Raw genomic sequence first — 20,821 nt, 5'->3', positions numbered from 1 at the left:
CGGGGCGCCGACCTCCCTAAGCTGCGCAGCGTGGAACAGATCGCCGGCCCCGTCTTCGGTTACTACCTCGCCTGCTACACGGTCGAGACCGGCGACGGCCACTTCGGCTACGCGCGCCTGTACGCCACCTGCCCGCGCGGCGTCTGGGACGACGACAAGCCGCTGCGCAAGATCGTCGCCGGGCCGTTCGGCGACGAGACCGCAGCCATGCAGGGCATCCTGGCCCGCAGCGAGCGCAAGCTCGCGCGCCGCGCCGCGCTCCGCAGCGACTGGGCAATGCTCGACTCGCAGCTGTCAGCGCTGCGCTGACACCCCCCATCGATCCGCCCAAGCCGGGCATCGGAGCCTTCGCCGGCGCCATATCGTACACATGTATATGATCTAGCGGCTGATGAAAACCGACCTGTCCGCCCGCTTCGGCTTCCTCGTGCGGGAGACCGCCACCCTCTATGGCCAGCAGTTCGACCGCCGCGCGCGCGAGGAGCTCGGCCTGTCGCAGGCCCAGGTGCGGCTGCTGTGGAAGCTGGCGAACCACGGCGACGAGCCGCCATCGCAGGCCGAATTGGCGCAATCGCTGGGCATCACGCCGATGGCCGTGGCCACCATGTGCGACCGCCTGGCCCTCGCCGGCTGGGTGGAGCGCCGTCCGCACGCGAGCGATCGCCGCGTCAACCAGTTGCACATCCTTCCGAAGGCGCGCGATGCGCTGGCGCATGCCGTGCAGATCGGTGACGAGCTGACGGCCGGCGTGCTGCGCGGGTTCAGCGCCGCCGAGCGCAAGCAGTTGCTCGCGCTGCTGGCGCGTGCGCGTGAAGGGCTGCTGGAGGCCGAGACGAAGGAGTCCACGTCGTGAGCCCGGTGCCCACCCCCGCCGCCGCGCAGGCCCACCGCGGCATGATCACCGTGTCGATCATGCTGGCGACGGTCATGCAGGCGCTCGACACCACGATCGCCAACGTCGCGCTCCCGCACATGCAGGGCAGCCTGCAGGCGTCGCAGGACCAGATCACCTGGGTGCTGACGTCCTACATCGTGGCCTCGGCGATCACGCTGCCGCTGACCGGCTGGCTGTGCTCGCTGTGGGGCCGGCGCAAGGTGTTCATCGTGTCCGTCATCGGCTTCACGGCCGCGTCCGCGCTGTGCGGGCTGGCGACGTCGCTGGGCGGCATCGTCGCGGCGCGGTTGCTGCAGGGCGTGTTCGGTGCCGCCCTGGTGCCGCTGTCGCAGGCCGTGCTGCTGGACATCAACCCGCGCGAGAAGGTCGGCCAGGCGATGGCCATCTGGGGCGCCGGCATCATGGTCGGCCCCATCCTCGGCCCGATGCTGGGCGGCTGGCTGACCGAGAACTTCGACTGGCGCTGGGTGTTCTTCATCAACGTGCCGGTGGGCGCGTTCGCCCTTTGGGGCATCGTGCGCTTCCTGCCGGAGAACAAGCCACGCACTTCGCCGCTCGACCTGTTCGGGCTCGTCACGCTGAGCCTGGCCATCGGCATGCTGCAGATGTTCCTGGACCGCGGCGAGCTGCTGGACTGGTTCGATTCGTGGGAGATCCGGCTGGAGGCGGCCGCGGCGATCGTCGCCTTCGCGTTCTTCGCCGTGCACACCGCCACGGTGCAAGGCCCGTCGTTCCTCGATCGCGACCTGCTCAGGGACCGCAACTTCGTCACCGGCTCCGCCTTCGGCTTTATCGTCGGCATGGTGCTGTACGGCACGATGGCGCTGCTGCCGATGTTCCTGCAAGGGCTGATGGGGTACCCGGTGGTCTACACCGGCATCGTCACCGCGCCTCGCGGCATCGGCACCATGCTGGCGATGATCGCCGTCGGCCGGCTGGTGCAGCGCGTGGACCTGCGTCTGATCATGGCCACGGGCTTCGCGCTCACCGCGTTCGCGCTCTGGCAGATGACGCACATCACGCTGGAGATGGACAGCCACCTGATCGTCGTCTCGGGCTTCATCCAGGGCCTGGGCATCGGCTTCACGTTCGTGCCCTTGTCGACCGCAGCGTTCGCGACCCTGGCCCCGCGCCTGCGCAACGAGGGCACGCCCATCTACAGCCTGGTGCGCAACATCGGCGGCGCGGTCGGCATCTCGATCGTGCAGGCGCTGCTGTCGCGCGGCGAAGCGCAGGCGCACGCGCAACTCGCGGCGCTGGTCGCGCCGGGCAACCAGGGGCTCGTCAACCTGCCGCCGGCCCTCGACCCCGCCACGCCGACCGGCCTGGCAATGCTCAACGGCCTCGTGACGAAACAGGCCGCGCTGGTCGCCTACGTCAACGACTTCTGGATCATGATGGCCATCACGCTGCTGACGATCCCGCTGCTGCTGCTGATCCGGCGCGCGCGCAGGACGGCCGATGGCGGTCCATCCGACGTGCCGCACTGAGACATCGGCTCTGCAGGCCAGGCACACCCGCAAGGGCCGACCTGGTGCATCACCGTTCGCGTCCCGCGCGACTGAGTAGGAGGGTCACGGGCTCCAGCAGGTACTGCAGCGGGGTTCGGTCCTCGCCCCGGATGAACACCTCGGCCGGCATGCCCGCCTGCAAGGTCAGTCGCCCGGCCTCCTGCAGCGAAGCAGGATCCGCTTCGACCAGGACCACGTAGTAAGGCTGCTGGGTGGTGCGGTCGACATTGCGGTCGGCGGAGACGTAGAAGACCTTGCCCTCCACCATGGGCGTCGTCAACGTGTTGAACGCGGTCAGCCGCATCCGGGCCACCTGACCGTGGCGCACACGGTTGATGTCCTCGGGGCGGATCTGCGCTTCCACGACGAGGCGCGGATCGGCTGGCACGATGTCCGCGACGGGCTCGCGCGGGCTGATGACGCTGCCGGGACTCGGGTAACGCAGGTTCATCACCTCGCCCGCCACCGGAGCCACGATCACCTGGCGCCTGGACGCGTCGGTCGACTTGCGCAGTTCCTGCTGGATTTCGGACAGCCGCACGGCCGCGACTTTCAGTTGGTCGCTCGCCTGCTGGCGGTAATCGCTTTCCAGCCCCTTCAGCCGCAGCTCGACGTCCACCATGCGCTGCTCGGCCCGCGCCAACTCGGAATGGCGCTCCTCGAGCTTCACCCCGTAGTCAGCGACAGTGGCTTCCAGCTGCGAAATCCGGGCACCGGAGATGAAGCCGTCCTTGAGCAACTGGCGATTGCGCTCCAGTTCCGCACGCTGGTGGCCCATGGACGACCTGGCCTGCTCGATCTGCGCCTTGAGCGAGGCGATCTCCCGCGAGATCTTGTCGCCCTGGCTGCGCAGCAGGGCGGTCTGGCCGCGCAGGGCGTCCCGCCGCGCGTTGAAAAGCGCGCGTTCCTTGACGATCTGCTCTGCCACGCGCGAATCGGTCGTGCCTGCCTGGACAAGGTCGGCAGGAAACACCGGCGTCCCGGCGCCGGCTTGCTCCGCTTCCAGCCGCGCGATGCCGGCCTGCTCGGTGAACTGCCGCAAGCCGAGGCGGTTGACGTCGGCATCCACGCCCACGTCGCCCAGCACCAGCAGCGGTTCGCCCTGCTTCACCCGCTGTCCGTCCCGGACCTTCACTTCCCGCACGATCCCGCCCTCGGCGTGCTGCACGCTGCGCCGGTCCAGGTCGACCTTCACGTGCGCCTGTGCGATGACCGCCGAAGACAGCGGCGCGAACGCCAACCAGCCGAGCAGCGGCAACAGGCCCAGCGCCAGGACCAGCGAGCCGCGCCGGGCCAGCCGGCGCGCTTCGTCGAATTGCGGCGCCAGGATCGGGTCCTGGCCGCCATCCAGCACTGCGGCGCTCATGCTCCCCTCCCCACGGCGCCGGCCGGGATCGGCATGGCCACCACGTTGTTGCCGGACGGCATTTGCGCCCTGGCCTGCATGGCCTTGAGCACCTCCCCCGTCGCTCCGTAGTGGACGGTCTTGCCCGCTTCGATGACCAGCATCTTGTCGACGTGCTGGACCAGCGTCGTGCGATGCGTGACCACCACGACGCTCACCTGCCCGCGCAGCGCCTTCAGCGCCTCGGCCAACGCATGTTCGCCGGCGCCGTCCAGGTTCGAGTTGGGCTCGTCCAGGATCAGCAGGCGCGGAGCGCCGTAGAGCGCTCGGGCGAGCGCGATGCGCTGGCGCTGGCCCGGTGACAGCAGCGCGGACGTGGGTTCGACGTAGGTGTCGTAGCCCTGCGGCAGCGCCTGGATCATCTCGTGCACACCGGCGCGCTGCGCGGCCTCCACCACCGCGTCCGCCGCGACTTCGCCCAGCCGGGCAATGTTTTCCGCCACGGTGCCGGGGAAGAGCTCGACGTCCTGCGGCACGTAGCCCAGCCAGGTACCCACGTGCTCACGCGGCCATTGGGACATGTCCGAGCCATCGAGGCGAACGACGCCGGCCGTGGGCTGCCATACGCCCGTGAGCAGGCGCAGCAGGGTCGACTTGCCGGCGCCACTGGGCCCGATGATGGCCAACGATTCGCCGGCGGCGAGTTGCAGCGAGACCCCGGCCAGCAGCACGCGTTCGGAGTTCGGCGCACGGTACACCAGGTTGTGGGCCAGCAGCTCCCCGCGCGGGGCTGGAAGCGGCATGCGTGGCGGCTCTTGCGCTGCCGCGTCCAGAAGATCGGCCAGGCGGCGGAACGCGGCGCGGCCTTCCGCCAGCAGCTTCCAGCTCCCGACGATCTGTTCCACCGGGGACAGCGCGCGGCCGAGCAGGATGGTGCAGGCGATGGTCACGCCCGGCGAGGCCTGGACGGTGATGACCAGCCACGCCCCGACGGCCAGCATGACGATCTGCACGGCCTGGCGCAGCGTGCGGGTCAGGGCCGCCATCGCCGCGATCTTGCGGGCGGTCGGCCCCTGGAGCTGGACCACTTCTCCGCTCTTGGCGCGCCAGCGCGCGATCAGGCTGTCGGTCATGCCGAGGGTGTGCGCGACCTCCGCGTTGGCCAGCGAGGTTTCCAGGTAGCGCGTCGCGCCGGCCCCGGACTTCTGCAGGGCTTCGATCTCCCGCCGCGTGACCTTGTCGTTCACGACCGCCAGCACCAGCATCAGGACCGCGGCGGCCAGGGCCGTCCATCCGAGCCAGGCATGCGCGACCCAGATCAGGGCCACGTACACCACCAGCCAGGGTGCATCGAACAGGGCCAGGAGCCCGTGCGCGGAGAACAGCATCTTGAGGGTGTTGACGTCGCGCAAGCCCTCGCTCGGGCCGCGCCCGCCCCGCTGCGCTCCCTGGGCCACCATGAGCTTGGTGACGATCGGTGAAAGCGCCTCGGAGACGATGTTGCCGGCCACGGCCTGCAGACGCGAGCGAACCTGGTCGAGTGCAAACAGGATCAGCAAGCCGATGCCCGCGCCGAGCATCAGCACCACGAGCGTGTCGGTGCTTCGGCTGACCAGGACCCGGTCGAACACCTGCAGCATGAAGATCGCGGGGATCAGCAGGAGCAGGTTGATGCAGAAGGAGAAGCCCGCCACGTGCAGCAGCGGTTGCTTGAGGAGTCGGAGCAGGGAATGCATGGCTTGCCTGGAGCGATCAGTGGCCGCGCCAGTCAGGCCAGCGGATAGGGCGTGATGTGCCCCATGAGCGTCCCGGGGTCCACGCCCGTCACCCCCTGGAGCAGGACCAGGTCGTGGAATTCGCCATGGCCGGTGGGATCGATGCTGACCATGGTTCCTCCTGCGGACTCGGTCACGTGGACGAACTGCGACAGGTCGGAGCCCGCGCTGTATCCGTTCAGCAGCGCGCCGATCGCCAGTACGTCGCCGTGCTCTCCGGCCGTGAAGTCCGTGATCGTGTCCACCGCGCCCAGCTCGCCGGCGTGCCACACGAAGGTGTCGCTGCCGGCGCCGCCGGTGAGGAAATCGGCGCCGCTCGTGCCCGCGATGACGTCGTCCGTGGACCCAGCCGTGTTCACGGCCGCGCCGGTGCCGGGCGTCGTGGGAGCGGTGTCAGGTGCAGCTGCCGCAACGGGAGCGTCCTTTGGCGCTGCGACCTGCTCGTTCGAGGCAGCTTGCCCGGCAGCGTTCCCGAGGGAAACCTGCGCGGTGGGCGCGCCGTCGGACGCGGCCGCCGTGCCGGTGGTGCCGCTCACGGTGCTGGTTGCGTCGGCGCTCGCGGTGCCCGTGCTGCTCGTGCTGCTCGTGCCCGCCGTGCCGTCCGTGCTGCTTGCAATGCTTGCGCCGCCCGTGGCGACGGTGGCGTCCGTGCTGCCGATGCCGCCGGTGCCGGACGGGTCGACGGCCACGGTGGCGCTGCCACTCGCTTCCACGGTGCCCGTGTTGGCCGTCGTTGTCTGGTCGCCAGCGGGCACCGTGCTGCCTGGGCTGGCCGCGACCACGGGTGTCGCAGTGTCGATGCCGATGACGTTGGAGCTGCTCTCTGGCGTAGTCACCTGCGCGCCATCCTGCGACAAGCTCGCATCCGACACCGGGACGGACACTGCGGCGGCCGGCGCGCTCGTTGCGACGCCGCTGTCCGGGGCAGGACTCGGCGGGAGGCCCGCCTCGATGGCGATGGTCGATGTGCCGCTTTCCAGGCTGGCCGCACTGGTTGGCGAGCCGGCCGGCGCGACCGGGGCACCGCTGGGCAGCAACGCGCCGGCTTGCGCGACGGGCGGATCGGAAGCGCCGTCGCTGGCACCAGTGGGCGCCACGGAGGGGGCGGGGGCGGGCGTCGAGGTCACCGGTGGTTCACCCGTCAGCGTTTCAGGCGAACTGCCGGATGCCAGCGGAACCGCATCAGCGTGGTCGGCGCTGTCGGCCGAACCCGTCGATGCGCTTGCGATGCCGGACAGCGGGACCTCCGGGTTGGTCGCGGGCGTGGCGCCGGCGTCGCTCACCGGGGCCGGGCCGGCGCCGGTGGCTGTGGCCGTGCCGGAGTTGACGCCCGTCGCCTGATCGTCGACGGATTGATCGCCGGGAAGCGTGCTGCTCGCGTCGACGACAGGCGTGGAGCTCGCAGCGTCGTTGCCGATGACCTCGGGGCTGCTGTCTGGCGTGGCGACCCGAGCTGCATCCTGCGGCTGCAGGCTCGCATCCGACGCCTGGAGCGGCGGCTGGGGCGCAGTGGGGCTCGTCTCGGCCCCGCCGCTGCTGCTCGTGGCACTGCCCGCCGGCAGGTCCGCGTCGGTCGCGGGGGTCGACGTGCCGGTCTCGACGCTGTCCGGCTGGGCGTCGGCCACGACGACGGGAGCGCCCGGATCCTGAGCATCGGCCTCCGAGGCCGCGGTGGTCGTTCCAGAAGCCGAGTCCTCGCTGGTCGTCGAACTCGCTGGCAGCCCCTTGTCAGCGATGGACACCCCGGTGATGCCAGTGGCGTCGCCAATGATGATGTTGTGGCTGTTGTCGGACGTGGCGACCTGCGTCGCAGCGCCCGACTCGGGGCTCACGACCGGCGCGGGGAGCGCCGTTTCTGCAGCCGTGGCGTCCAGCGCGTTGGCCCCGACGATGTCCACCGGGCCGGGGGGCGGCAAAGGCGCTTCGCTTGCGAGTGCCAAGGCGGCGGTGTCCGCGCTGGAGGGCTGCTCGTTCCAAACGGAACTCGAGGCGCTCGGGTCCTCGGCCTGGACGCCCAACAGCGCGGTCATGGAATCAGGAGATTCGCCGTCGCTGGTCGTCGAGTCCGTTGCAATCGGCTGGTCACCGGTGGGAACCAGCAAGTCGTCCTGCATGGCCAAGGCGGCGAATGCGAGGTTGACTGTTGTCGCGGTCAAGTTGTTGGACGGGTCCCGCCTGACCTCGACGCTGGCACCGCCACCGAGGTTGCCCGCCAGGTCGGTGTAGCTGCCGCTCGCCACGGACACCGTCAGGGGGCTGTTGCCTCCGGCGTTCCTGGTAACCAGCAGCGTGTAGGTGTCCGCGTCGACTTTCGTGAAGTTGGCTGCGGTAGCCGTTCCGGAATTGATGGTCACGTCCGCAAAGGTGAACCCGGAAACCGCCTCGCTGAACTGGAAGGTGACCGTCGTGGTATTGCCGCTGGGCACGTTCGGAGGGTTGGCGGTCATGTCGAGCGTCGGCGGCGTGGTGTCCGCGACGTCGTCGTTCAGGATCGTGCCGGTGGCGACGGCGGTGCCCAGGCTGATGGCCTGGCCATTGGTCGTTCCGCCGGTCAGGGTCATCACCACGGTCTCGTTCGGTTCGACGACCGTGTCCACCGTGGGGTCGACCGTCACCGTCGCGCTGGTGGCGCCCGCCGCGATGACGACCGAACCCGTGGTCGATGGCGTGTAGTCGCCCGGGTTCGTGGCCGTTCCGGACAACGTGAAGTTCACGGTCGTGGCGAACGCCGACGCCCGATTGAGCGAGACGGTGTAGGTCATCACCCCGCTCGCATCCTCGTTCATCGATGCGGGGGACACCGCCACCGACGCTGTGGGGACGGCGTCGTCGTTGGTGATCGTTCCGGTGGCGGACGAATTCGTGCCGCTCAAGCCGATGGCCTGGGAGTTGGTGGTGCCGCCGGTGAGCGCCAGCACGACCGTTTCGTTGGCTTCGTAGGTGGTATCGGCCGTCGGGTCGATCGTGACGGTGCCGGTGGTGTTGCCGGCGGCAATCACGATGGAGCCCGTGGGCGCCGCGTAGTCGGTTCCCGAGGTGGCCGTGCCGCCCATCGTGTAGTTCACCGTGGTGGCGAATGCGGAGGCGTGGTCGAGCGTGACGTTGTAGGTCAAGTTGGTCGCGCCGTCCTCCGTTACCGCATTGGGAGGCGGAATGGTCACGGATGCCGTGGGCACGGCGTCGTCGTTGGTGATCGTTCCCGTGGCGGAGGAGTTCGTGGCGCTGATGCCGATCGCCTGCGAGTTGGTGCTGCCGCCCGTGAGGCTCAGCACGACGGTCTCGTTGGCTTCGTAGGTGGTATCAGCCGTCGGGTCAATCGTGACGGTGCCGGTGGTGTCGCCGGCGGCAATCACGATGGAGCCCGTGGGCGCCGCGTAGTCGGTTCCCGAAGTCGCGGTTCCGCCCGTCGTGTAGTTCACGGTGGTCGCGAACGCCGAGGCATGGTCCAGGGTGACCGTGTAGGTCAGGTTGGTCGCACCGTCTTCCAGCACTGAAGCCGGGGACACCGCTACCGAGGCGGTGGGCACGGCGTCGTCGTTCGTGATCGTTCCCGTGGCGGACGCATTGGTGGCGCTCAGGCCGATCGCCTGGGAGTTGGTGCTGCCGCCGGTGAGGGCGAGCACGACCGTTTCGTTGGCTTCGTACGTGGTGTCTGCCGCCGGGTCGATGGTGATCGTGCCGGTGGTATCGCCGGCGGCGATCACGATGGAGCCGGTGGGCGCTGCGTAGTCGGTTCCCGACGTGGCCGTGCCGCCCATGGCGTAGTTCACCGTGGTGTCGAACGCCGAGGCGTGGTCCAGCGAGACGGTGTAGGTCAGGTTGGTGGCGCCGTCTTCCAGCACTGAAGCCGGGGCCACCGCTACCGAGGCGGTGGGCACGGCGTCGTCGTTCGTGATCGTTCCCGTGGCGGACGCATTGGTGGCGCTCAGGCCGATCGCCTGGGAGTTGGTGCTGCCGCCGGTGAGGGTGAGGACGACGGTTTCGTCGGCTTCGTAGGTGCCATCGGCCGTCGGGTCGATCCTGATGGTGCCCGTCGTGTCGCCCGCGGCAATCACGATGGAGCCGGTGGGCGCCGCGTAGTCGGATCCCGCGGTCGCCGTACCGCCCATGGTGTAGTTCACCGTGGTGTCGAACGCCGAGGCATGGTCCAGCGTGACGGTGTAGGCCAGGTTGGTGGCCCCGTCTTCCTGCACCGAAGCCGGGGCAACGGCCACGGAGGCAGTGGGCAAGGACGTCCCGGTGACGGTGATCGTCACGTCCTGCGTGACGGTGTCGCCGCTTTGGTCGTCGATCGTGATGCGGTGGACTTCCGTCGCGACCTGGCCATAGGCCAGTTGGTGTGCTGCAGTGTTGTCGATGTCATAGGTCCAATTGACGACACCACCGGTGCCCGTGCCGGTCGTGTCCGATGTTTCCAGCGTCGTGAACGTGCCGAGAGGCGTGCCGTAACTGCTCGACAAGACCGCCGAGGTGACCACGTGGTCGTCGGCCAGGTCGACGTCCGTGAAGTTCACCGTCCCGACGGCTTGCGCGGTGCCGTTCTCTTCGACCGCGCCCGTAGCGACTGCACCGCTGACCAGGACCTCGTCGTTCGTGCCGGTGATCGTGACGGTCACGTCCTGCGTCGTGGTGTCGCCGTTCTGGTCGTTGACGGTGATGGTGTGCACTTCGTGCACCGCCTGGCCGTTGGCCAGCGCCTGGGCCGCATCGTTGTCGATGGCGTAGCTCCAGCTGACCACACCGCCGGTGCCGCTGCCGGTGGTGTCGGCGGTCTTCTCCGCCGTGAAGGTCCCCATCGAGGCGGCGTAGTCGCTGGAAGTCTGGGCGGAGGTGACCAGGTGCACGTCCGTGAGGTCCGCGTCGGTGAAGTTCATGCTGCCGCTGGCGCTGGCCGTGCCGTCCTCGGCGACGGCGCCCGTGGCGACCGCGCCGGACACCAGCACGTCGTCGTTGACGCCGGTGATGGTGACCGTCACGTCCTGGGTGGTGGTGTCGCCGTTCTGGTCGTTGACGGTGATGGTGTGCACTTCGTGCACCGCCTGGCCGTTGGCCAGCGCCTGGGCCGCATCGTTGTCGATGGCGTAGCTCCAGCTGACCACACCCCCGGTGCCGCTGCCGGTGGTGTCGGCGGTCTTCTCCGCCGTGAACGTGCCCATCGAGGCGGTGTAGTCGCTGGACGTCTGGGCCGACGTCACCAGGTGGACGTCGGTGAGGTCCACGTCGGTGAAGTTCACCGTGCCGCTGGCGCTGGCCGTGCCGTCCTCGGCGACGGCGCCGGTGTCGACCGCGCCGGAGACCAGCACTTCGTCGTTGGTCCCCGTGATGGTGACGGTCACGTCCTGGGTGGTGGTATCGCCGTTCTGGTCATCCAGCGTGACGGTGTAGGTCTCGGTGACGGACTGGTTCGCGGCCAGGGACTGCGCGGACGTGTCGTCGAGGGTGTAGGTCCAGCGCACGGAACCCGTGGCGGCGTCGGCGGCCTCGCTCACCGCGCCCAGCGCGAACGTGCCCAACGCGGTGGTGTTGCCTGCAGCCGCGACAAAGGCGGCCTGGTGGGTGTCGCTCAGGTCCACATCGGAAAAATCGATCGCGCCGCTTGCCACGTGGCCGGCCGGGGTGTCCTCGAACACGGTGCCCGCGGTGACGCTGGAGGCCGAGACCAGCACTTCGTCGTTGGTGCCGGTGACCGTGATTGCGACGTTCGAGTTGCTGGTGCCACCGTGACCGTCGCTGATGCTGTAGCTCACGACGACGTCCGCGGACTCACCGTCAGCCAGGTAGTTGTACGCAGTACCGGGGTTGTAGGTGACGCCGGCCCCGTCGGTGGTCGCACTGCCTAGCCCTGTCGTCACGCTGGCGCTCGTCACGGTCAGCGAGTCGCTGGTGTCCGGGTCGGTGTCGTTGGCCACCACGTTGACGGTGACGCTGTTGTCCTCGTCCGTCGAGCTGGTGTCGGCCACGGCCGTGGGGCCGTCGTTGGTGCCGGTGATCGTGATTGCGACGTTCGAGTTGCTGGTGCCACCGTGACCGTCGCTGATGCTGTAGCTCACGACGACGTCCGCGGACTCACCGTCAGCCAGATAGTTGTACGCAGAGCCGGGGTTGAAGGTGACGCTGGCCCCGTCGGTCGTCGCGCTGCCCAGGCCCGTCGTCACGCTGGCGCTCGTCACGGTCAGCGAGTCGCTGGTGTCCGGGTCGGTGTCGTTGGCGAGCACGTTGACGGTGACGCTGTTGTCCTCGTCCGTCGAGCTGGTATCGGCCACGGCCGTGGGGCCGTCGTTGGTGCCGGTGATCGTGATTGCGACGTTCGAGTTGCTGGTGCCACCTTGACCGTCGCTGATGGCGTAGCTAACGACGACGTCCGCGGTCTCGCCCACAGCGAGGTAGTTGTACGCAGTACCGGGGTTGAAGGTGACGCCGGCCCCGTCGGTCGTCGCGCTGCCCAGGCCGGTCGCCACGCTGGCGGCCGTCACGGTCAGCGAGTCGCTGGTGTCCGGGTCGGTGTCGTTGGCGAGCACGTTGACGGTGACGCTGTTGTCCTCGTCCGTCGAGCTGGTGTCGGCCACGGCCGTGGGACCGTCGTTGGTGCCGGTGATGGTGACCGTCACGGTCGAGTTCGATTGCGCCCCGTGCTCGTCCTGCATGACGTAGGTGAGCGCCACCGTGGTCGTCTCGCCCACCGCAAGTTGGTTGAAAGCCGTGCCCGGGTCGAAGACGACCTTGCCATCCACGATGTTCGCCGAGCCCCGGCCGTCCGGCGCCGTGACGGACAGCAGGGTGAAGCTGTGACTCGCATCCGCATCGACGTCGTTGGCCAGCACGTCGATGGTCACCGCGTGATCCTCCGTGGTCGTGGCGGAGTCGGCCTTCGCGCTCGGCCCGTCGTTCTGCCCCTGGAGGTTCAGGTTGACGGTGGCCCAGCTGACAGCGCCGTTTGCCATCTGGATCGCGTAGCGGAAGCTATCCAGGTACGCGTCACCCTGGTCCAGGGCGTTCAGGTCCACGCCGGCCCCGAGCTTGTATTCGATCTTTCCAGCGTTGATCCGAATGAGGTTGCCCTCCGCCGTGGACTCCCACGCGGTCACCAGGCCGGGGTCGCGCGTCAGCAGGTCCGCCAGGACATCGCCGTTGTCGATCGAATAGAGGGTCTTGGCCTTGCCGCCCAAGTCGTTGGCCATGACGTCCAGCACGAGGACGTTGCCGGCGCTGAGCTGGTCCTCCAGGAAGGCATAGCTGTCGTCACCGGCTTGCGGCGTGTTCGCGAAGGAAATCGGATTGATCGGCATGGCGGCCACCTGGGATGAAGGTGACCGCAGGGTGGCGGCGATCCGCCGGCTTCGCATTCCACGAAGCTACCGAACCGCATGCTGCCCTTGTCCGGGGCCGGGCGGGACAAATGTCCCGATCAGTTGGGAGCGGCCCGCCGGCCCGGCGGACCGGCCCTCAGATATGCAGCGCGTGTCCCAGCGCCCGCAGCGCCGATTCCTGCACCGCCTCGCCCAGCGTCGGGTGCGCGTGGATGATGCCGCCGACGTCTTCCAGCCGCGCGCCCATCTCGATGGCATAGGTGAACGCGGCGCTGAGCTCCGACACGCCCTGCCCCACGGCCTGCCAGCCCACGACCTGGTGGGTGTCCTTGCGGGCCACCACGCGCACGAAGCCCTCGGCGCCTTCCATGCTGAGCGCACGGCCGTTGGCGGCGAACGGGAACTGCGACACGAGCACGTCGAGGCCCTTGGCTTGCGCTTCCGAAGGCGTCATGCCGGCCACCACCAGCTCGGGGTCGGTGAAGCACACGGCCGGAATCGCCATCGGCGCGAAGCGGCGCTTCTTGCCGGCCACGATCTCCGCGACCATCTCGCCCTGCGCCATCGCGCGGTGCGCCAGCATCGGCTCGCCGGCCAGGTCGCCGATGGCCCACACGTTGCGCATCGAGGTGCGGCACTGCTCGTCGATCTTCACGGCGCGGCCGGCCATGTCCAGCTGCAGCGACTCCAGGCCGAAGCCCTCGGTGCGAGGCTTGCGGCCGACGGCCACCAGCACCTTGTCGGCGGGCAGCACGAATTCGTCGGCGTTGCTGCTGCGCGCGCGCAGGCCGTCGCCCCTCTCGGTCAGCCCTTCGGCCGTCGTGTTCAGGTGCAGCGTGATGCCCAGCTTGCGCAGCGACGCGAGGACGGGCTTCGTGAGCTCCTCGTCGTACGTGGGCAGCACGGTGGCCGCCGCCTCGACGACGGCGACGTCCACGCCCATCTTGCGCCAGGCGATGCCCAGTTCCAGGCCGATGTAGCCGGCGCCGACCACCACCAGGTGCCTGGGCTTCTGCGTCAGCGCCAGCGCTTCGGTCGACGTCACCACGTTGCCGCCGGCCGGCAGGTGCGGCAGGTTCACCGGCACCGAGCCGGTGGCCAGCAGCAGGTGCTCGCACTGGATGCGCAACGGCTCGCCTTCCTTCGTCTTGACTTCGACGGTCTTGCCGTCGAGCACGGTGGCCCAGCCCTGCACCACCTGCACGCCGTTCTTGCGCAGCAGCGCACCGACGCCGCCGGTGAGCTTGCCCACCACCCCGTCCTTCCACTTCTGCGCCTTCACCAGGTCCAGCGCCGGCTCCTGCACGCGGATGCCCAGCGGGTTGTCGCCGGTGAAGCGGCAAGCTTGCGCGAACTCGTCGGCGAGGTGGATCAGGGCCTTGGACGGGATGCAGCCGATGTTGAGGCAGGTGCCGCCCAGCTTGTCACCTTCGACCAGCATCGTCGGCACGCCCAGTTGGCCGGCACGGATGGCGGCCACGTAGCCGCCGGGACCGCCGCCGATGACCAGCAGCGTCGTTTGCTTCACTTGCATCCGGCGATCACTCCACGAACAGCATCGCGGGCGTCTCGAGGAGCGCCCGGACGGTCTGGATGAACTGCGCCGCGTCCATGCCGTCGACCACGCGGTGGTCGAACGACGAGGACAGGTTCATCAGCGCGCGCTTGACCACCGCGTCGCCCTGGAACACCGGGCGTTCGACGATCCGGTTGACGCCGATGATGGCGACCTCGGGATGGTTGATCACCGGCGTCGTGACGATGCCGCCCAGCGGGCCGAGGCTGCTGATCGTGATCGTCGAGCCCTGCAGCTCGTCGCGCGAAGCCTTGCCGGAGCGGGCAGCTTCCGCGACGCGCGTGAGTTCCTTCGCGAACGTCCACGGGTCCATCGCTTCGGCATGCCGCAGCACCGGGACCATCAGGCCCGAGTCGGTCTGCGTCGCGATGCCGAGGTGCACGGGCTGGTAGCGCGTGACCACGCCGGCGTCGTCGTCGAAGCGCGCGTTCATCTGCGGGAAGTCCTCCAGCGCGAGCACCACGGCGCGCGCGATGAAGGGCAGCACCGTCAGCTTGCCGCGACTGGCGCCGAACTTCGCATTGAGCTTGGCGCGCAGCGCTTCGAGTTCGGTGACGTCGACTTCCTCGACGTAGCTGAAGTGCGGGATGCGGCGCTTGGCCTCCTGCATCTTCTGCGCGATCTTGCGGCGCAGCCCGATCATCGGCAGCTGCTCCTCGCCGTCCTTCTGGCGCATGCGCGCGGGCGTCGCCTGCTGCGGCTGGCCGCGCGAGGCCAGGTAGACCTCCAGGTCGCCGTGCTCGATGCGGCCCGCGGGGCCGCTGCCGTGCACGTACTGCAACTCGATGCCCAGCTCCCACGCGCGGCGGCGCACGGCGGGCGAGGCGATCGGTTTGTCGCCGGGCGCGCGGCGCGGCGCAGGCGTGACCGCCGGCGGTTTCGCTCCCTCTCCCGCTGGCGGGAGAGGGTTGGGGTGAGGGTGGCTGGCCGGGCGCGCTGGTTCCACCGACTTGTTCTCGACGGTGATGTCGTCCTTCTGGTCCGGCGACAAGGTCGAAGCAACGGCAGCCTTCGCCGGCTTCGCGGCCCCCGCCTTCACGTTCCCCTCGCCCGCCACTTCCAGGCGAATGAGTTCCGACCCGACGGCCATCAGCTGGCCGGGCTGGCCCCCCAGCTCCATCACCTTGCCCGCGACCGGCGACGGGATCTCCACCGTCGCCTTGTCGGTCATCACGTCGGCGACGACCTGGTCTTCCTTGACCTCATCGCCGGGCTTCACGCGCCACTCGACGAGTTCGACTTCCGCGATGCCTTCGCCGATGTCGGGCATCTTGATTGCATAGATCCCCATGGCTTCAGCCCTCCATCACGCGCTTGAGGGCCGCGCCGACGCGATCGGGGCCCGGGAAGTACGCCCACTCCTGGGCGTGCGGGTACGGCGTGTCCCAGCCGGCGACGCGCTCGATCGGCGCTTCCAGGTGGTAGAAGCAGTGCTCCTGCACCAGCGCCGACAGCTCGGCGCCGAAGCCGCTGGTCTTGGTCGCTTCATGCACGATGACGCAGCGGCCGGTCTTCTTGACCGAGTTGATCACCGTGTCCAGGTCCATCGGCCAGATCGAGCGCAGGTCGATGATCTCGGCGTCGATGCCGGTCTCCTGCGCCGCGCACTCGGCCACCCACGTCATCGTGCCGTAGGTGATCACGGTGACCTGCGAGCCGGCGCGGGCCACGTTGGCCGAGTCGAGCGGCACGCGGTAGTAGCCCTCGGGCACGTTGCCCTTCTCGTGCTTGGACCACGGCACCACCGGGCGGTCGTGGTGGCCGTCGAAGGGGCCGTTGTAGAGGCGCTTGGGCTCCAGGAAGATCACCGGGTCGTTGCACTCGATCGCGGAGATCAGCAGGCCCTTGGCGTCGTACGGGTTGCTGGGCATCACGGTGCGGATGCCGCACACGTGCGTGAACAGCGCCTCGGGCGACTGGCTGTGCGTCTGGCCGCCGTAGATGCCGCCGCCGCAGGGCATGCGGATCACCATCGGGCAGGTGAAGTCGCCGGCGCTGCGGTACCGCAGGCGCGCGGCCTCGGACACGATCTGGTCGCTGGCCGGGTAGAAGTAGTCGGCGAACTGGATCTCGGCGACCGGCTTGAGGCCGTAAGCCGCCATGCCCACCGCGACGCCGACGATGCCGCCTTCGCTGATCGGTGCGTCGAAGCAGCGGCTCTTGCCGTACTTGGCCTGCAGCCCTTCGGTGACGCGGAACACGCCGCCGAAATAGCCCACGTCCTGCCCGAACACGACGACGTTGTCGTCGCGGTCCATCATCACGTCCATGGCCGAGCGCAGGGCCTGGATCATCGTCATCGGCCTGGTCGCGCCGGCGCTGCTTTCCACTTGGGCGTCCTTGGTCTTGGTCAGCATCGTCACACCCCCAGCTGCTGGCGTTGCGCGCGAAGGTGCGCGGGCATCTCGGCGAACACGTCCTCGAACATGGTCGCGGCGCTCGGGATCTGGCCGTCCAGCAGCGTGCCGTACGACTCGGCTTCCTTCTGCGCGGCGATCACTTCGGCTTCGAGTTCCAGGCGCACTTGTTCGTGTTCCTGCTCGCTCCAGGCGCCGAGGCCGATCAGGTGCGACTTCAGGCGGTTGATCGGGTCGCCGAGCGGGAAGCGCTCCCAGTCGTCGGCGGGCCGGTACTTGCTCGGGTCGTCCGAGGTCGAGTGCGCGCCCGCGCGGTACGTCACCCACTCGATCAGCGTCGGTCCCAGGTTCATGCGCGCGCGCTCGGCGGCCCATTTGCTGGCGGCGTACACGGCGAGGAAGTCGTTGCCGTCGACGCGCAGCGAGGCGATGCCGCAACCCACGCCGCGCGCGGCGAAGGTGGTCGACTCACCGCCGGCGATGGCCTGGAACGTCGAGATCGCCCACTGGTTGTTGACCACGTTGAGGATCACCGGCGCGCGGTACACGTGCGCGAAGGTCAGCGACGTGTGGAAGTCGCTCTCGGCCGTCGCGCCGTCGCCGATCCACGCCGACGCGATCTTCGTGTCGCCCTTGATGGCCGAGGCCATCGCCCAGCCCACGGCCTGGATGAACTGCGTGGCCAGGTTGCCCGAGATCGTGAAGAAGCCGGCCCGCTTGAACGAGTACATCACCGGCAACTGGCGGCCCTTGATCGGGTCCTTCTCGTTGCTCATGAGCTGGCACATCATCTCGACCATCGAGATGTCGTCGCGCGAGAGCAGCAGGCCCTGCTGCCGGTAGGTCGGGAAGCACATGTCGCCGGCCTCGATGGCGGCGGCGTGCGCGCAGGCGATGGCTTCCTCGCCCAGGCACTGCATGTAGAAAGAGATCTTGCGCTGGCGCTGCGCGATGGTCATGCGCGCGTCGAAGATGCGCGTCTTCATCATCGACCGCAGGCCCTTGCGGAGCTGCGCGGTCGAGATCTCCGGTGCCCACGGCCCGACGGCCTTGCCGTCGCGGTCGAGCACGCGGATCAGCGAATACGCCAGGTCCTGGGTGTCGAAGTGGGGGGTGTCCACCGGCGGCCTGCGGACGGCGCCGGCCTCCGAGACGTGGAGGTACGAGAAGTCGGTCGCACAACCCGGCCGTCCGGACGGCTCGGGCACGTGCAGCCGCAGGGGCTGGTGCTCGCTCATGGATGCAATCGCTCCGCGCACGGGTGGGTGCGCTGCCAGGTTTGCGGGCGGAACGCGACAACGGGTGGCCGTCGCGCTCCACGGGCCTGCACCGGGGTGTGGTGCAGGTGCTCCGAGTGTAAGCGGCCGAGGTGGGCGGGAGGTCCCGGGGGAACCCAGTCGACCCTGTCATTCCGGCGAAGGCTGCCGACTTGTCATCCGGCCAAGGCCTCAGCCTTGTCATTCCGGCGAAAGCCGGAATCCATCCTCATGCGCCACCGACCGTCGCCCCAGCGCCCTTCGCCCCCGGGCTCGCGCCCTGCCGGAAGAAGCCGCGGGCGAAGCGCGATCCGGCGAGCGTGTCAGGGGGTGCCGCCGGGCCCGATCTTCGATGGTCGAGTGCCGCCTGATGCGCTCGCCGGCTCGCGCGAGCACTCTGGTGGCCAACACGAGCGTGGATTCCGGCCTTCGCCGGAATGACAAACCTAGTGGTGATGCCCACCGGAGCCGTGCGCATGCCGATGCTGGATCTCGTCCTGCGTGGCGGCTCGTACCGACACCACCTTCACGCTGATCTTCACGGCCTTGCCGGCGAGCGGGTGGTTGCCGTCGAGGTGGACGGTGTCGCCCTTGATCTTCATGACGTTGAAGAGCACGGGCTGGCCGCTGTCGCTGGTGCCCTCGAGCTGGCCGCCCACCTTCACGCCGGGCGGGAACTCGCTCTTGGGGATCGTGCGTACCAGCGCCTCGTCGCGTTCGCCGAATGCATCGGCGGGCTCGAGCTGCAGCGACACCTGGTCGCCGGGCTGCTTGCCCTCCAGCGCGGCTTCCAGCTTTGGGAAGGTGTTGTCGTAGCCCCCGTGCAGGTAGGCCGCCGGCTCCTTGCCGCCTTCGAGCAGGCGGCCGAGCGCGTCGGCAATGCGGTAGGAGATGGTGACGACGGTGTCCTTGGCGATCTGCATCCCGGCATTGTCGTTCACGCGGCGCAGGGGCCACGCCGGGGCGGCGCAACTGCCTCTGGCGAACGTCCTACACACCGCATCCCGGCCGTGCGGGAGAGTCCGCGCATGGCCAAGGAAGACGTCGCATTCAACGACCAACTCAACGATGCGCTGCGCTCGAGGCAGCAGCCGGACACGGCCGAGCGCCTGAGCCTGGCGCGGCAACTGCCGCGGCAGACCGTGGCACTGGTGCTCGCCGGCGGGCGTGGGTCCCGCCTGCAGGAGCTGACCGACCGCCGGGCCAAACCGGCGGTGTACTTCGGCGGCAAGTTCCGCATCGTCGACTTCGCGCTGTCGAACTGCCTGAACTCGGGCATCCGGCGCATCGGCGTGCTGACCCAGTACAAGTCGCACTCCCTGCTGCGCCACCTGCAGCGCGGCTGGAACTTCCTGCGCGGCGAAGCCAACGAGTTCATCGACCTGCTGCCGGCGCAGCAGCGCGTGAACGAAGCCGACTGGTACCGCGGCACGGCCGACGCGATCTACCAGAACATCGACATCCTGCGCAGCTACGACCCCAAGTACATCCTGGTGCTGGCGGGCGACCACATCTACAAGCAGGACTACTCGCTGATGCTGCTCGACCACGTCGAGAACGGCGCCAAGTGCACGGTCGGCTGCATCGAGGTGCCGCGCATGGAAGCCACCGCGCTCGGGGTGATGGCCATCGACGAGAAGCGCCGCATCACCAACTTCCTCGAGAAGCCCGCCGACCCGCCCGGCATGCCCGGCAAGCCGGACCGCGCGCTGGGCAGCATGGGCATCTACGTCTTCGACGCCGAGTTCCTGTACTCGCTGCTCGACGAGGATTTCAAGGACGCCGCTTCGCAGCGCGACTTCGGCAAGGACGTGATCCCGCGCCTGGTGCGTGCGGGACAGGCCTTCGCGCATCCGCTGAACCTGTCGAGCGTGCCGGCGGCGTCGCGCGACAATCCGTACTGGCGCGACGTCGGCACCGTCGATGCGTTCTGGGCCGCGAACCTGGACCTCGCGTCCAACCTGCCCGAGCTGAACATCTACGACCGCGACTGGCCGATCTGGACCTACCAGGAGCAGCTGCCGCCAGCCAAGTTCACGCCGGACGAGGGCGGCCGGCATGGCGAGATCGCCAACGTCATCGCGTCGGGCGGCTGCATCATCGAAGGCTCGGACCTCACCATGTCCGTGCTGTTCTCCAGCGTGCGCGTGCACTCGTGCTGCAAGATCAGCGAGACGGTGATCCTGCCTGGCTGCGTCATCGGGCGCGGCAGCCGGCTCTCGCGCGTGGTGATCGACCGCGGCTGCGAACTGCCACCGGGAACCGTCATCGGCGAAGACCCGGAAGCGGACGCCGAGCGCTTCCACCGGTCCCCCGGCGGCATCGTGCTCGTGACGAAGGAAATGCTGGACCGGCTCTAGCGCCTAGGCCCGCACGCCGTCGTCGACCACGACGTCGCCGTCTTCCTTGGTGAACGGCGGCACGCGATCGACCGGCAGCAGGCGCAGCACGCGCTCCGAAGGACGGCACATCGCGGTGCCGCGCGCCGTCCGCACGATCGGCCGCTGCAGCAGGACCGGATGCTGGCCGATGAACTCCAGCAATTGCTCGTCGGTCCACTTCGCGTCACCCAGCCCGAGCTGCTGGTACGTCGGCTCCTTGGAACGCAGCACGTCGCGCACGCCGACCTTCATGTCCGCGAGCAGCTGGCGCAACTGCTCCTTCGTCGGCGGCGTCTTCAGGTACTCGACCACCGTCGGCTCGAGGCCCGCATGGCGCAGCAGGGCCAGCGTGTTGCGGCTGGTGCCGCACGAGGGGTTGTGGAAGATCGTGGCGTCGCTCATGCCGTGATTGTGGCGG

13 protein-coding genes are annotated in these 20,821 nt (G+C 69.0%); 4 read left to right on the top strand and 9 right to left on the bottom strand.

Going from position 1 to position 20,821, the window contains the following annotated elements:
• Positions 1–30 precede the first annotated feature (30 nt).
• The 3 genes from I8E28_RS07435 (at position 31) to I8E28_RS07425 (ending at position 2,385) form a co-directional block, all read left to right on the top strand.
• Entirely contained in the window at positions 31–309 is a 279-nt protein-coding gene (locus tag I8E28_RS07435; RefSeq protein ID WP_200787356.1) for a hypothetical protein, read from the top strand.
• Positions 310–391: 82 nt separating this feature from the next.
• Complete coding sequence (locus I8E28_RS07430) at positions 392–853, top strand: MarR family winged helix-turn-helix transcriptional regulator (RefSeq protein WP_200787355.1); 462 nt, start codon at positions 392–394, stop codon at positions 851–853.
• A gap of 41 nt (positions 854–894) precedes the next feature.
• Complete coding sequence (locus tag I8E28_RS07425) at positions 895–2,385, top strand: MDR family MFS transporter (protein ID WP_200790326.1); 1,491 nt, start codon at positions 895–897, stop codon at positions 2,383–2,385.
• Positions 2,386–2,434: 49 nt separating this feature from the next.
• Here I8E28_RS07425 and I8E28_RS07420 read toward each other — a convergent pair whose 3' ends face one another.
• From I8E28_RS07420 to I8E28_RS07385, 8 genes are all read right to left on the bottom strand, one after another.
• Complete coding sequence (locus I8E28_RS07420; protein WP_200787354.1) at positions 2,435–3,772, bottom strand: HlyD family type I secretion periplasmic adaptor subunit; 1,338 nt, start codon at positions 3,770–3,772, stop codon at positions 2,435–2,437.
• Positions 3,769–5,487: a type I secretion system permease/ATPase gene (locus I8E28_RS07415; RefSeq protein WP_200787353.1), complete on the bottom strand. Its 1,719-nt coding sequence runs from the start codon at positions 5,485–5,487 to the stop codon at positions 3,769–3,771. Before I8E28_RS07415 ends, I8E28_RS07420 begins: the two co-directional genes overlap by 4 nt.
• 32 nt (positions 5,488–5,519) lie before the next feature.
• Positions 5,520–12,812, bottom strand: a complete 7,293-nt coding sequence (locus I8E28_RS07410) for a VCBS domain-containing protein (RefSeq protein ID WP_200787352.1) — start codon at positions 12,810–12,812, stop codon at positions 5,520–5,522.
• Between the two features lie 157 nt (positions 12,813–12,969).
• Complete coding sequence (gene lpdA / locus I8E28_RS07405; RefSeq protein ID WP_200787351.1) at positions 12,970–14,367, bottom strand: dihydrolipoyl dehydrogenase; 1,398 nt, start codon at positions 14,365–14,367, stop codon at positions 12,970–12,972.
• A gap of 7 nt (positions 14,368–14,374) precedes the next feature.
• A complete protein-coding gene (locus I8E28_RS07400) occupies positions 14,375–15,700 on the bottom strand; it encodes a dihydrolipoamide acetyltransferase family protein (RefSeq protein WP_200787350.1) in 1,326 nt (441 codons plus the stop codon).
• A 4-nt stretch (positions 15,701–15,704) separates the two neighbouring features.
• On the bottom strand, positions 15,705–16,766 hold the full coding sequence (locus I8E28_RS07395) for an alpha-ketoacid dehydrogenase subunit beta (protein ID WP_239027345.1): 1,062 nt from the start codon (positions 16,764–16,766) through the stop codon (positions 15,705–15,707).
• Positions 16,767–16,768: 2 nt separating this feature from the next.
• Complete coding sequence (locus I8E28_RS07390) at positions 16,769–18,004, bottom strand: 3-methyl-2-oxobutanoate dehydrogenase (2-methylpropanoyl-transferring) subunit alpha (protein ID WP_200787349.1); 1,236 nt, start codon at positions 18,002–18,004, stop codon at positions 16,769–16,771.
• Positions 18,005–18,468: 464 nt separating this feature from the next.
• On the bottom strand, positions 18,469–18,945 hold the full coding sequence (locus I8E28_RS07385) for an FKBP-type peptidyl-prolyl cis-trans isomerase (protein WP_200787348.1): 477 nt from the start codon (positions 18,943–18,945) through the stop codon (positions 18,469–18,471).
• Between the two features lie 105 nt (positions 18,946–19,050).
• Here I8E28_RS07385 and glgC point away from each other — a divergent pair, with 105 nt between their 5' ends.
• The gene (glgC, locus tag I8E28_RS07380) at positions 19,051–20,382 is read left to right on the top strand and encodes a glucose-1-phosphate adenylyltransferase (protein ID WP_200787347.1); all 1,332 of its coding nucleotides are present in this window, start codon (positions 19,051–19,053) and stop codon (positions 20,380–20,382) included.
• Positions 20,383–20,385: 3 nt separating this feature from the next.
• Here glgC and arsC read toward each other — a convergent pair whose 3' ends face one another.
• Positions 20,386–20,805, bottom strand: coding sequence for an arsenate reductase (glutaredoxin) (arsC, locus tag I8E28_RS07375; RefSeq protein ID WP_200787346.1), 420 nt, complete (start codon positions 20,803–20,805; stop codon positions 20,386–20,388).
• Positions 20,806–20,821: the final 16 nt, after the last annotated feature.

Origin of the sequence: Ramlibacter algicola (assembly GCF_016641735.1) — a bacterium.
GTDB classification, from domain to species: domain Bacteria; phylum Pseudomonadota; class Gammaproteobacteria; order Burkholderiales; family Burkholderiaceae_C; genus Ramlibacter; species Ramlibacter algicola.
Note: the sequence above shows the minus strand (reverse complement) of the source record. Positions and strands in the feature narration are given on the sequence as shown.